We start from the raw sequence: 14,124 nt of genomic DNA on the forward strand, positions 1-14,124 counted from the left end.
TTTGCAAACTGGGGCCGGCACGTTGCAAAGCGTGCCGGCCCCAGCCGTTTCGACCTACGGCGGGGCAGGAAATCTGCCACGGCAGCGAGAAACTTTGCAAACTGTCACATCAGTTACGTCTGGCAGGCTTAGGGCGCAGGTCTGATTCATCGAACGGACTGACCTGAATGACCTCTCCGACTTCTGTCTCTCTGACCTCTCCCGCCCGCCGCGGCGCGGGGGGGGCGGTGCGCGATCCCTTTGCCCTGCAACGGTCGGGCGTTTTGTTTCTGGCCGGGCTGTCGGGGGTGATCAACCTGCTGATGTTGACCGGCCCGATCTTCATGATGCAGGTCTATGACCGGGTGCTGTCGAGCCGCAGTGTCGTGACGCTGCTGGTGCTGCTCGGCATGGTGCTGGCGCTTTATGGGCTGCAGGCGGTGCTGGATGGCATCCGCAGCCGGGTCGCAACGCGGATTGCGGCGCAGAGCGATGCGGCGCTGGCACCGATGGCCTTTGCCATGGCGGGGCAGCGCGCAAGAATGTCGGCGCGCGACGGCGACGGGATGCAGCCCCTGCGCGATCTCGATACCCTGCGCCAGTTCGCCGGAGGGGCAGGGCCGATTGCGCTGTGCGATCTGCCGTGGACGCCGATTTATCTGATTGCGATCAGCCTGTTCCACCCGGTGCTGGGGATGATTGCGGCGGGCGGTGCTGCGGTGCTGTTCGTGCTGACGCTGCTGACCGAGCGGTTTTCCCATCGCGCCGGCCAGAACGCTTCGGAGAAGATGTCGCAGCGCAATGCCCTGGCCGAGACCGGGATGCAGGACGCCGAAACCCTCGGCGCGCTCGGGATATTTGACCGGCTGGGCGCGACCTGGGCGACCGCGCACGCAGGGATGGTGCGCGCGCAGGTGGCGCTGGCGGATCGTGCGGGGACGCTGGCCTCGGCGGCCAAGGGGTTCCGGTTCATGCTGCAGTCGGGCACGCTGGCGGCGGGCGCCTGGCTGGTCATTCAGGGAGAGCTTTCGGCGGGCTCGATGATGGCGACGTCGGTGTTGTCGTCGCGCGCTCTGGCGCCGATCGAACAGGTGATTGCACAATGGCGCGGCTTTAGCGCGTCGCGGGCGGCGCGGGGGCGGCTGCGCGCTTCGATGGCGCTGCTGCCGAAGGGGCAGGCGGGGATCGACCTGCCGCCGCCGGTGGAAAGTTTGCAAGTTAGCAATTTGCAGGTGGTGCCGGTGGGCGGCGCGCGGCCCTTGCTGGCGGGGGTGAGCTTCGCGCTGTCGGCGGGCGACGGGCTGGGCGTGATCGGGCCGAGCGGTGCGGGAAAGACGACTTTGCTGAGGGGGCTGCTGGGGATCTGGCCGGTGAATGACGGCGCGATCCGGTTGGACGGCGCGACGCCGGACCAGTGGCAGAACGGGGTGCGCGGCTTCACCGGCTATCTGCCGCAGGAGACGCGGCTGCTGCCCGGCACTATCGCCGAAAATATCGCCGGGTTCGATCCGGCGCAGAGCACGGAGGCGGTGCTGAAGGCGGCCCAGTTGGCCGGGGTGCACGAGATGATCCTGGCGCTGCCCGAAGGCTACAACTGTCGCATCGGGGCCACCGGCACGACGCTGTCGGCGGGGCAGCGGCAGCGGCTGGCGCTGGCGCGGGCGGTCTACGGCGATCCGTTTCTGATCGTGATGGACGAGCCGAACGCGCATCTGGACGCCGAGGGCGACACGGCGCTGGCGGGGGCAATTGCCGCTCTGCGGGCTGCGGGTCAGATCGTGATCTGCATCGCGCACAGGCCGAGCGCGCTGAAGGCGCTGAACATGGTGCTGATGATCGAACAGGGGCGGATGCGCAGCTTTGGCCCCAAGGACGAGGTTCTGGGGCAGGTGGTGGCCCATCCACGGGCGGTGCAACAATGACACATTCCTATTCCACACGCGGGCTCGCGTGGTCTGCGGCGACGGTCTGCGTTGTCGGCCTGGGCGGTTTCCTCGGTTGGTCGGCCTTTGCGCCGCTGCAGTCTGCGGTGATCGGCGCGGGCACGGTCGATGTCGAGGGCGCGATCAAGCACGTCCAGCATCCAGATGGCGGCGTGGTGGCGCAGCTGCCGGTGCGCGACGGGCAGAGCGTGGCGGCGGGCGATCTGGTGCTGCTGCTGGATGACACGGGGCTGCGCGCCGATCTCGACACGATCGAGACGCGGCTGATCGAGATTGATGCGCGCCGGGCGCGGCTGCTGGCGGAACGTGACGGGCGCGATCTGGTGTTTCCGGCGGCGCTGCTGGCGCTGGCCGAAGATGCGCAGCGCGGCGAGATGGCGCGCGAGGCGATGGCGGATGAGCGGATCCTGCGCGACGGGCGGCTGGCGGGCACGCAGGCCAAGATTGCGCAGCTGCGCGAACGCATCGGCCAGCTCGGCAATGAGGCGGAGGGGCTGCGGGCACAGAAGGCGGCGGCCGAACGCTCCGGCGAACTGGTGCGCGAGGAGCTGGCGGATCTGCATCAGCTGCTGGAAAAGAGCCTGATCTCGCGCACGCGGGTCCGCTCGGTCGAGCGGGAGGCGGCCGATCTGGAGGGGCAGCTGGGGTCGCTGATTGCCGATCTCGCGCGTACCGAGGGCGAGGCGAGCGAGATCCGGTTGCAGATCCTGCAGGCCGAGCAGGACACCCTGACCGGTGTGATCGAGGAGAGCCGCACGCTGGAGGCCGAGCGCGGCGAGCTGGTGCAACGCCAGATCGCGGCGCGGGACAAGCTGGGGCGGACGCAGATGCGCGCGCCGGTGGCGGGGGTGGTGCATGAGATGGCGGTGCATACCCGGGGCGGCGTGTTGCAGGCGGGGCAGACGGCGATGTCGATCGTGCCGGCCTCGGGTGTGCTGATGATCGAGACGCGGGTGTCGCCCGCCGATATCGATCAGGTGGCCGTCGGGGATGCGGCGCGGCTGCGGCTGAGCGCCTTCAACCAGCGCCAGACGCCGGAAATCACTGGAACCGTGACACATGTGGCCGCCGATCTGAGCCATGACGCGGAGACCGGCGCGAGCTGGTACACGCTGAGGATCACGCCCGATGCGGCGGATATGGCGGGGCTGCAGGGGCTGGTGCTGAAGCCGGGGATGCCGGTGGAGGTGTTTCTGCTGGGCAGTGAGCGGACGATGCTGAGCTATCTTCTGAAACCGGTGCGCGACCAGATGCAGATGGCGCTGCGTGAGGATTAGGTGAGGCCGACGCGGCCCCAGTCTTCACGCTCGGTCGCCTGAAAGAAGGTGCGCACGAGGGGGCTGCGGCGGCGCTCTTTCAGGCAGACGGCGTATTCGGTGAGCAGGATCGCCGCGTCGCGGATCGGGCGTTCGATCAGGCGGCTGTCGTGGCCCGCCTCAAGCGCGGCACCGATGCCGAGGCCGAAGCCCTGGGCGATCATCTCGCGCACCGCGTCTTGGCGGCCGACCTCAAGCACCGCGGCGGGCTCAAGCGCGGCGGCGGCGAGGTTGGCCTCGAACACCGCGCGGGTCTGGGAGCCGCGTTCGCGCAGGATCAGACGCTCGGCCACCAGATCCGACAGCGCCACGTCGGGCCGGGTGCTGAGCGGGTGGCCGAGGGGCAGGATCGCGACCAGCGCACTGCGCGCGAAGGGCAGGGTGAACAGGCGGCTGTCCTTCGTTTCATGGGCGGTGATGCCGACATCGGCGCGGTATTCAAACAACCCCTCCAGCACCTCGGAGGAGTTGGTCACGGTCAGGCTGAAACGCAGATCGGGGCGGTCGCGCGCCAGATGCGACAGGATGCGCGCGGGCAGGATCGCGCCGTCGCCCGTGACGCGCAGAGTGCCGCCGGCGAGGGCAATGCCGGCGTGCAGCAGGTTCTGGGCCTCGCGCTCGGCCTCGAACATACGCTCGGTCACGGCGTGCAGCGATTCCCCCTCAACCGTCAGGCGGACGCCGCGGGCGCGGCGTTCGAACAGCCGTACTCCGGCGGATTGTTCCAGCCCGCGCACCTGCGCCGACAGGGTCGATTGCGTGACCGAGTTGTCGCGCGCGGCCTGCGAGAAACTGCCCGCTTCGGCGACAAGGTGGAAGGCGCGCAGTTCTGTGAGGGAGGTCATGGCGGAGCCTGTGTGGTGTCAGGCGGCCTGTCTGCCGCAGCGGTGCGACAGGGGCATGACAAAACGCGCTGCCATCGAAAATACCACTGCAATCCATTGAGACAATGATTGGCTCGGCCCGGCGTCTGTCAAGGAACTGTTAACTATCGTTCCTAAGAACCGGGGGAGTACGGACCCGCAGCCAAGCCTCTGCCGGTTCTTTTCGATGCACACAGGAAGACACCATGCCCAGCCTCACAGCCCCCCTTCTGGATTTTCTTGTCAAGCGCGGCACCGACAGCCAGAGCTTTGATTTGTCGCAACATTTCGCGGGCGAGGGCCTGACGTACACGGTCACCTCATCGAATGGCACGGTGCTGGACGCCAGCATCGACGGCGCGGTGCTGAGCCTGAACTATCACGACGCGCTGGACTACAGCGACCTTGTGATCACAGCGACCGACAGCAGCGGCCATAGCGTCAGCGAGAGCACGCGGGTGCGGGTGACGGGCGAGAACGCCTTTACCATCGCGGTGCTGCCGGACACGCAGAACTACTCGGACGTGGCGGGTGCGCCGACGATGGTGAAAATGGCGCAGTGGCTGGTCGATCACAAGGACAGCCTCGGCATCGAATTTGTCACCCATGTCGGCGATATCACCAACTCCAACCAGCAGTTCCAGTGGGACAACATCAGTCAGGGCCTGCATATTCTGGATGGCGAGATCCCCTATGCGCTGACCGCAGGCAACCACGATCAGGGCCCCGGTGGCGGCGCGCAGGCGCATGAAACCGGCTATATGGACCAGTATTTCTCGCCCGAGGCGCAGGCGGCCAACAGCGACACCTTCGGCGGCACCTATGACATGGCGCCCGAGCGCGCGCCGAACAACTTTCATACCTTCACCGCGCCCGACGGCACCGAATGGCTGGTGCTGAGCCTTGAGTTCGGCGCCTCGGATGATGTCATCCGCTGGGGCAAGGACGTGATCGAGGCGCATCTGGATCACCGTGTCATCCTGACCACCCATGCCTATATGAACTGGGCCGGGCGCCATGATGCCACGGGCCGTCCGCTGTATGGTGAGGGCACGGGCTACGACTATGGCATGGGCAGCGCGCCGGAGAATGCCAACGACGGCGAGACGATGTACCGCGAGCTGGTGCAGCCCTATTCCAACGTCACGATGACCTTTTCGGGGCATATCTTTGGCGATGGGGCCGAGACGCTGGTGTCCTATGATGCCTTCGGCAATCCGGTGCATCAGATGCTGGTCAACTACCAGAACGGTGTGTCGACCGAGATCAACGATGGCAATGGCGGCTCTGGTGCGATCCGGCTGCTGACGATCGATCCGGCAAACGGTCAGGTCTATACCTCGACCTATTTCGCGGAAGAAGAGCGCTATCTGAGCAACGACCGGGGCGACGTGCTGGATCGCGATGATCTGGCGGGGCCGTACCGGGGACAGGAAGAGACGCTGCATATGGATCTCGGCACGCCGGATCTGCATGCGATCGCCAAGGCGGGCAATGACCTCTATCTTGACGTCGAAGGCACTGGCGCGACGGTTGTGACGCTGCAAGGTGCGGCGCTGAACCCCGGTCACGACGACGGGCTGAGCTATGTCTGGCGCGACGCGGACGGCAACATCGTGGCCGAAGGCGCGACGCCTGAGCTGACGCTGGAGGCCGGTCGCCACTCCCTGACGCTGACGGTGACTGACAGCACCGGGGCGCAGTCGCGTGACAGTGTGCTGGTGGTCGTGGGCAATGACGAGACGCTGCTGGTAGACAACTTCAACGACGGTGATGCCGCGGGATGGAGTTCATTCGTCGCGGTCGATGCGGTTGAGCTGAAGCATGGCACGACGGAAGACTTCGGGATTGTCGGCCTGCCCGGCGCGCCGACCCCGGTGGCGGCGCAACAGCCCGAGGCCGTGGTGGCCGCTGTCGCGCCTTTGCTGGACGGCGATCAGGCGGTGGATGCGGTGCTGGTTGCGGCGGCGAGCCCGGCGCAGAGCCTGCTGCTCAAGCCCGGTCTGGCGGCGCAGGGCAGTCTGCGCTCCTACTCCATCGCTTTTGATCTGATGGTGCCGTCGGCGACGGCCGAGGGCTATATGGGGTTGATCCAGTCGAACCTGAGCAATGGCGATGACGCCGACATGTTCCTGCGCAAGATTGGCTCCGGTGTCGGGATCGGCACGCTGGGGGATTACGCGGGCACCATGTCGATGGACGCCTGGCACCGCGTGGTGATCACCTACGAGCATATCGGCGAGGCGGTCACGATCACCAAATACGTCGATGGTGCGGCGGTCGGCAGCCAGACGCTGAGCGGGGATGTCGCCCGCTATGCGCTGGATACGGTGAACGGCCTGGCTCTGTTTGCCGACAATGACGGCGAGACCGCGCCGGTGGCCGTGTCGGGCGTGATGGTGACAGATGCGGTGATGAGCCCGCAGCAGGTCGCCGCCCTGGGTGGCACCAGCGCCGGGGGCATCGCGGTGCCCGAGGGCGCTGAGGGGACGGCGTTTGTCGCCGATGCTGCGGGGCTGAACTCTGTTTCAGGCGCTGGCAGCCTTGTGGCGCAGGGCGGTCTGGTCGTCGCGCCGACCACGGATGTGGACCTCGGCGTGGCGATTGGGGACGAGACACCTGAGGAGCCGGAGGTGCCGGAGCTGCCCGATACCCCGGATGCGGGTGTCAGCGCTGGCGTGACCTTCCTGCCCGCGCTCAGCAAGTCGCAGTCGATGCATGTGACGGTGGACAATCCTTTCCCCGAAGGCTCGGTCATCTCGAGCTATACGCTGGTCTATGACATCCTGTTGCCGGGGCAGACGGGGGGCTGGACCTCGCTGTTCCAAGCCGACACGACGAACAAATCCGACGGCGAGCTGTTCATCAACTCGGCGGGCGGCATCGGCATCAGTGGCGATTATGAGGGCTTCGTGTCGCCCAATGAATGGCACCGGATCGCCTTCGCGATTGAGCGGGTGAATGGCGCGTCCTTCATCAGCAAGTATATCGACGGTGTGCTGGTGGGCACCACGACGACGGATGCGGGGCGCTTTGATGTCGATCTGTCCAAGGGTCTGATGCTGTTCACGGACGAGACGGACGAGACCCGCGATCTTTATATCTCAAGCGTGCTGTTCACCGACAAGGTGATGGATGCGCAGGAGATCGGCGCGCTTGGCGGCGTCACGGCGGGCGGGATCGTGGCCGAAAAGCCCTCGGATCTCAGCTTCCAGCTGGATTTCTCGGGCGACACGATTGTTGATGATTTCGACGGGGTGTCCGTGTCGGTCGGCTCGGCTGACGCGGGGGATGGCAACTTTGTCGTCAAGGGGTCCTATGCGGATCGCGTCGACGGGGTCGAGGTGTCGACCGACGCCGAGGGCCGGGTCTACGAGAGCTCCAACACCCCCGGCAATGCGCTGATCTACAGCGGTGAGGGCGCGCAGCATTGGCAGAATTACCGCTACGAGGTGACGCTGCACTCGACTGACGACGACACGATTGGCGCGGTCTTCTACTTCAAGGACGACCAGAACACCTATCGCGTGACCTTCAACGCCTCGGAAAACACCCGCCAGTTGCTGCGGATCAAGGACGGCGTCGAGACGGTGCTGGCAACCGCCCATGCCGGGATGGCCTGGAGCCGCGACGTGGCGCTGGAAATCGCGGTGAGCGACGGCGAGATCCGGGTCTTCCTCGACGGGCAATCGGTGTTCGGGACGGTGGTCGACAGTGACCCGCTGAGCGGCGGCACGGTCGGGTTCTATTCCGATTTCCAGACCTCGTCGCAGTTCGATGACGTCTATGTCGGAGCTTTGGGGCTGCGCGCCCATGCCGGCGCGGATGTCGAAGTGCTGGACGTCGATGGCGACGGCAAGGTGAGCGTGACGCTGGATGCCACCGACAGCTACGGCGGCGCGGCGATCACCGGCGTGCGCTGGCTGGCGGCGGATGGCACCGTGCTGTCGAGCGAGGCGACGGCGGAGATTGCGCTGTCGGCCACCGGCCCGCAGAAGCTGACGCTGGAGCTGACCGACGCCGAAGGCCATGTGGCGCGCGACACTGTTGAGGTGGATGCGGTCAGTGCCGAGCGGATCCTGTTCTCGGACGATTTCTCGGATGCCGGCTTCGGCGATCGCTGGAGCATCGTGGACGAGGGTGAGCGCAATGGCGTCGGCGAGGGCGGCACACTTGGCGACTGGCAGGTCATCGACGGCGCGCTGGTGCAGTTGTCGGATGTCGACAGCCGCGAGCTGACGTGGTCCTCGGCTGATGCGGCGGACGACTGGGACAAGGGCTGGTCGCCGCTGGGGGATGGCACGCATGTGCTGCGTCGCGGCACGACGGCCATTCTGTCGGCGCCCGAGGCGAAAAGCTGGACGGATTATGCTGTCGAGGCCACCATCGAGACGCCGGACACAGGCGCGCTCGGGCTGATGGTACATTATCAGGATGCGGGCAATTACTATAAGGTCGAGCTGGACGCCCAGTCCGGCACCAGCCTGTTCCAGCTGATCGAGGTCAAGGACGGGGTCGAGAAGTTCCTGACCCAGATCCCGGCGCGCTACAGCCAGAACACCGCGTTCCAGCTGCGGGTTGAGGTGGTGGGCAATGCCATTCAGGCCTCGATCGACGGTGTGGCGCTGTTTGCCTATGCCATCGAGAGCCGGGCGACGACCTCGGGGACGGTCGGGCTGTTCTCCTGGGGCAGTGCGGGGCTGAGCTTTGACGATGTGCGCGTCGTCTCGCTGGCGGGGCAGGCGGCGCCTGTCACCAACGCCAGCCCGGATGCGGTCGATGACGGCGCCTATGTTGTCGGCGCGGGCGAGGTGCTGGCGCTGGCCGCCGGTGTGCTGCTGGCCAACGATACGGACCCGGATGGCGATGCCCTGTCGATCCTGTCGGTGACCTCGGGCACGGGTGGCATCGCGACGCTGAACGAGGACGGATCTGTCCGCTTTCAGGCCGAGGCGGGGTATGTCGGGTCGGGCCATTTCACCTATGTCGTGAGCGACGGCAGGGGGGGCATGGACCAAGCGCGCGTCGATGTCATGGTGACGCCGGAGGGCGGTCTGCACACAGGGACGGCCACCGGCGGCGCGCTGTTCGGCGATGCCGATCTGGCCTCGCTGATCATCGGCGGCGTCGGGCAGGACCGGGCCTTCGGTGGGCGTGGCGATGACCATGTCGAGACCGGGCAGGGCGATGACATGGCCTCGGGTGGCTGGGGCGACGATGTGATCCTGGGCGGCGCGGGCGATGATCAGCTGTTCGGCGGGCTTGGCAATGACAGTCTCGATGGCGGTGAGGGCAGTGACATGCTGCTCGGCGGTGCTGGCGACGACATGCTGTCGGGTGGGGCCGGTTCGGACATGCTGTTTGGCGGTGCCGGCGCGGATCGTCTTGACGGCGGTGCGGGCGACGACTGGCTGACCGGGGGCGAGGGGGGCGATACCTTTGTCTTCACGCAGGCTGGCGGCACCGACGTGGTGCTGGACTTTGAGCACGGCAGTGACGTCATCGACCTGAGCGCGTTCACCGAGCTGCAGAGCTTTGCCGATCTGTCGGCCGCGATGAGCGAGATCGACGGCAGCGTGGTGCTGCATCTGGATGCGGGCACCTCGGTGACGCTGAGCGGTCTGACCCACGCGGGCCTTGATGCGGATGATTTCCGCTTTGCATGATCTGGCGCACCGGGTCCGGCCCGGTGCGTCCTTCCTCATATCTTCCAATGACTTGGCGGGTTGACCGCCGTAACTCAGAGTAGTTCTCATGACACGTTTTGCCTTTGCGCTGATGCTTGCCCCCTTCGTTCTGTCCGCCTGCAGTGGCGGGGGCGGCGGCAGCGTCGCCCAGCCCGAGACCCCGGTGGAGATGACGCAGCTGGACGGGCTGCGCGCGCTGAATGCCACCTATGGCGCAGCCGCAACCACGCCGCTGGCGGCGATGCCCGTCACGGGCAGCGCGAGCTATACCGGGGCGGCGGCCTTTGGCGGTGATACCGCGATGACCGCGCTGCTGGCGGCCCCGGAGATGACGGCGGATGTCGCGCTGACGGCGGATTTCGCCAGTGGCAAGATGACGGGCCGCATGGATAACTTTCACACCGCCGGCAACGAGGCCGTGTCTGGCGCGCTGCTGCTGAGCGGCGGTCAGATCGCGGGCACTGCGCTGGCAGGGGATCTGGCGGGCAAGGTCGGGGCGCGCGACATTGATGCTCAGCTCGCGGGGCAGTTCCTGACGGACAGCGCGCAGGCCGTGTCTGGCACCGTGGCCGGGACCGATGGGGCGGGCGCGAATTTCAGCGGCGCGTTCATTGCCAACCGCTGATCCGCGCCGCTGTGCGAGGTTTGCGCGTTCCGGAGCGATCCGGGGCGCGCTTGTGGCGTTGGGGTTGGGGCTTGGCGGCGGGGCTTTTGCTGCGACGCCCGAACAGGTGGCACTGGCCGCGCCTGCGCTGCGGCTGGCGGTACTGGGTGACGGTGGGCTGAGCGACGGTGGGCTGAGCGCGCAGGCGCGTCCGGTGGCGCGCGCCCTGTTGCAGCGTCTGGGCTATGGCGCGGCGGCGCCGGGGCTGATGCAGTATCGCTGGGGCGTCGCGCCGGTGCTGACCTATGACCCCAATATCAACGGGGGATATGCCGACAGCACGGTGCTGCTGGGCGGGCTGAATTTTGCGCTGTCGCCCGCGCTGGTGGGGCGCTCTGGCCTGATGGGCGGGCTGCGCGCCGATACGGAGGCGACCTTCGGGCTGAGCGGGCGCGTGGCGCTGGATCTTGCCGCGCGTGGGCGGATGGTGCGCGCGCTGTCCGAGGACAGCGTGAAATCGGAGGCGAGCGCGCGCCTCTGCCTGCGCCGCATGGGCCGTGCGCTGACCGAAGTGCGCGGCTGCATCGACAGGACCATCGCGCGCACGCAGCTGAGCGCGTCGGCGCAGACCGGGGTCGAGCTTGGCCTGTCGCACCCCTTTGTGGCGTCGCAGGCGCTGGCGGAGGCGGGGGTGTTTCTGCGCCACCAGCGGGTCTCCTCGGGTGGGCGGTTCGGGCAGTGGCAGGCGGGTGGCGCGCTGACGCGGATCGGGCCCGCTGGGGTGCGGCTGGATCTTGGTGCAGCGCTTGGGGCGCCGGTTGCGGATCATGCGGTGATGCGCCAGCGGGTGACGCTGGGCGTGCTGGCGCGGGTTCTGGGGGACTGGACGCGGCTGTCATTGGGCGCCGAGCAGCGCCGTGGCGGGGTCTTCCTCGGCACGCCCCGGCAGGAGATCGCCACCAGCCTGAGCCTGCAGCGCAGCTTTGCCTGGCGCGGGCGCGCCGACAGGCGGCTGGACGTGACGGTGACGGCCACGCGGGTCGCCGCCGGTCAGGCGCTGCTGAACCGGCAGGGGATTTCGGTGGATGTCGGGATGAGCTTTTAGGGCCGGCCCCGTCGTGGCGATGATCCGACGGGGCCGGGCGGTAGGACTCAGTCTTTCTTTTCGGCCTCGGTGAACAGCAGATCCGGTTCGATGCCGCGCTTTTCGGCGCTGGCGCGCACGGCGGTCTGCAGATCCGGGCTGCGTTCCAGCAGGCGGCGGAAGCGTTCCTCGTCCAGCACCAGCAGCGTGGTGGGGGCAATGGCGCGCACTTCGGTGCGGCGGGTCTTGCGGGTCAGGATCGCCATCTGACCGAACATCTCGCCCCGCCCGAGCCGCCAGCTTTGCCCGGCGGTCAGGACTTCGACGGCACCGGAGGCGATGAAGTGCACGCTCTGGGCGTTGCTGTCCTTGTGGATGATGATCTTGCCGGGGTTGACGTATTGCGTCTGCAACACGCGCCCCAGCCGCTTGAGCGCGGCATCGTCGAAATTTACGAACAGCGGGAACTGGCGCACCAGTTCGGCGCGCTGCAGGGCGATGTCGAGGGTGGGGCGATGTTCGGCGGCGGCGCGGCGCGCGCCGAGGCCCTGCATCAGCGAGGTATAGACTTCGGCGCCGATCAGGCCGTCTTCGCGCATGGCGGTGTATTCGCGCTCCTCCAGCCGCAGGGCGGTGCGGCGGATGAAGCGACGCTCCAGCTCCTCGGCGTAGCCGGGGTATTGCAGGCGCAGACCGTCGAGCGCGGTTTCCACCATCTCGACCCGGCGCGACAGCAGTTCGTGCAACAGATCGGCGACGCGGCGGCCATGGATGCGGCGGATGCGCCCGTCGATGAAGGTGCCAAGGTCGCGCAGGATCAGCTTTTGCGACAGCAGCAGCTCAAAGCGGTCGGCGGTCAGACGGGCCAGCGGGCCGGTCAGATGCAGACGCCGTTGCAGGGCAACCCCGGCCTGAAAGGCGCGCCCATAGGCGACGCTGCGGCGCGCGGCGCGCTGATAGCCGGAGCGCCCGCCGGAGCGCGCGCCCTCGATCAGCTGGTCGGCGTCCGAGAGCACGCGTTCGGCCATGCGCGAGGCAATGGTGCGTTCGCGCATGCGCGCCAGAATGGTGTCGCGTTCATGCCCCGCCAGCGCGATCAGGCCGAGGGTGATGCGGTCCCGGTCCAGAATGTCGGCACTGTCTTCGGCGGAGTCCACGGCGCCATCGAGGCGCTCACCAAAGAGCTTGGCCTCGGAACGCACGATCTCGCGCGTGAGTTCGTAATTTTCGGAGGTGCGGGCGACGTCTTCGCGCACGGTCTGCAGGGCGACGGCGACGACCTGACGCGACAGCGCCTCGTCCAGCGGCGACAGCCGGTCGAGCCCGAGACGCCCGATCACCGCGCGCAGGGTCGTCCCCTGCACGATCAGGGTGAACAGGGTAAAGCCGGTGGCCAGGATACCGACGACGCGCTTGACCTCGACCGGGACACGGAAGCTCTCGGTGACGGCAAGGGCCAGCGCCAGCGTGACGGCGCCGCGCAGGCCGCCCCAGAGGATCGCGACGCGGTAGGGGCGTTCGATATGGGGCGAGACCTTCAGCAGGGTCAGCAGCGGGATCAGCGCAAACAGGATCACGGCGCGCGAGGCGACGGCGGCCATAATGACGACGCCGACAAGGGCGACATCGCTCAGGCGGACCTCTTCCAGCAGGCGCGGGATCAGCAGGGCGGCGAGGATAAAGATCAGCGCCCCGGCCCAGTGGGCCAGCAGATCCCAGACCTCGCTCATGTTGGTCCAGGCCTGTGGCAGCAGGCGGCCCGGGCCGACAAGGTTCATCGTCAGGCCCGCGGTGACAACAGCGATGACGCCCGAGGCCCCGACGCTTTGTTCGGCGACGATATAGGCGAGGTAGGGCAGCGCCACCGAGATCGAGATCTGGGCGCGTTCGTGATGGGCAAAGACCGACATGATGCGCAGCGCCAGACGCGCTGTGATCCAGCCGGTGGCCGCGCCCCCCGCGATCAGCATGGGAAAGCGGCCGAGCGCGTCCGACAGGCTCGGGTCCGGGACGCCCAGCATCACGAAGCCCATGAACAGGCCGAACAGCGCGATGGCGGCGGCATCGTTCAGCAGGCTTTCGCCCTCAATGATGCGCGCCAGACGACGCGGTGCCGAGATGGAACGGAAGATCGAGACCACGGCTGAGGGGTCCGTGGTCGAGACGATGGCCCCGATCAGCAGGCAGGCCGCCAGCGGCAGGGCCGAGGCGAAGGCGAGGGCATAGCCCACCGTCAGCGTGGCGACGACGACGGCGACCACGGCCAGCACGAGGATCGGCACCCAGTCGTCCAGCATGCGGCGCAGGTTCATGCCCAGCGTTGCCTGAAACAGCAGCGTCGGCAGGAAGACATAGAGGAACACGTTGGACCGGATCGGCAGCCCGGTGATCGCCGCGGCGACCGGGTTCAGCGCATCTGTCAGATCGGTGCGTATCAGAAACGTGGCACCCGCCGCGATCATCATGCCGAGAACAGCCAGAATAACGCTGTAGGGCAGGCGCAGACGTGCCGCGAGGGGTTCGGCCACGCCGATGACAAGGAAGAGCGACGCGATGACCGCCGTGATCAGAATAATGTCCATGAGGTTTGAATAGCCCGAAAGTTTGCGGGGGGGAATTACCCTGCCGCAAGAAGGTTGACCTTGAGG

7 protein-coding genes are annotated in these 14,124 nt (G+C 67.3%); 5 read left to right on the forward strand and 2 right to left on the reverse strand.

Annotation, left to right across the window (positions count from 1 at the left end; all coding sequences use genetic code 11):
* Window positions 1-167: 167 nt before the first annotated feature.
* Window positions 168-1,901: a type I secretion system permease/ATPase gene (locus tag F3W81_RS03210; RefSeq protein ID WP_193082231.1), complete on the forward strand. Its 1,734-nt coding sequence runs from the start codon at window positions 168-170 to the stop codon at window positions 1,899-1,901.
* Window positions 1,898-3,199: an HlyD family type I secretion periplasmic adaptor subunit gene (locus F3W81_RS03215; protein WP_193082232.1), complete on the forward strand. Its 1,302-nt coding sequence runs from the start codon at window positions 1,898-1,900 to the stop codon at window positions 3,197-3,199. The genes F3W81_RS03210 and F3W81_RS03215 overlap by 4 nt, the downstream gene beginning before the upstream one ends.
* On the opposite strand, the gene F3W81_RS03220 is transcribed toward F3W81_RS03215, so the two are convergent.
* A complete protein-coding gene (locus tag F3W81_RS03220; protein ID WP_226941831.1) occupies window positions 3,196-4,083 on the reverse strand; it encodes a LysR family transcriptional regulator in 888 nt (295 codons plus the stop codon). The two genes, F3W81_RS03215 and F3W81_RS03220, sit on opposite strands and share 4 nt — an antisense overlap.
* A gap of 224 nt (window positions 4,084-4,307) precedes the next feature.
* Here F3W81_RS03220 and F3W81_RS03225 point away from each other — a divergent pair, with 224 nt between their 5' ends.
* The 3 genes from F3W81_RS03225 (at window position 4,308) to F3W81_RS03235 (ending at window position 11,497) form a co-directional block, all read left to right on the forward strand.
* Entirely contained in the window at window positions 4,308-9,767 is a 5,460-nt protein-coding gene (locus tag F3W81_RS03225) for an Ig-like domain-containing protein (protein WP_193082233.1), read from the forward strand.
* A gap of 88 nt (window positions 9,768-9,855) precedes the next feature.
* Window positions 9,856-10,413, forward strand: coding sequence for a transferrin-binding protein-like solute binding protein (locus tag F3W81_RS03230; RefSeq protein ID WP_193082234.1), 558 nt, complete (start codon window positions 9,856-9,858; stop codon window positions 10,411-10,413).
* Window positions 10,414-10,465: 52 nt separating this feature from the next.
* Window positions 10,466-11,497, forward strand: a complete 1,032-nt coding sequence (locus tag F3W81_RS03235) for a hypothetical protein (protein ID WP_193082235.1) — start codon at window positions 10,466-10,468, stop codon at window positions 11,495-11,497.
* A 47-nt stretch (window positions 11,498-11,544) separates the two neighbouring features.
* On the opposite strand, the gene F3W81_RS03240 is transcribed toward F3W81_RS03235, so the two are convergent.
* Window positions 11,545-14,058 carry a cation:proton antiporter gene (locus F3W81_RS03240; RefSeq protein WP_193082236.1) on the reverse strand — a complete coding sequence of 838 codons (2,514 nt, stop codon included), beginning with the start codon at window positions 14,056-14,058 and terminating at the stop codon, window positions 11,545-11,547.
* Between the last annotated feature and the right edge of the window lie 66 nt (window positions 14,059-14,124).

The organism is Pseudooceanicola spongiae (genome assembly GCF_014899185.1).
Lineage (GTDB): Bacteria > Pseudomonadota > Alphaproteobacteria > Rhodobacterales > Rhodobacteraceae > Pseudooceanicola > Pseudooceanicola spongiae.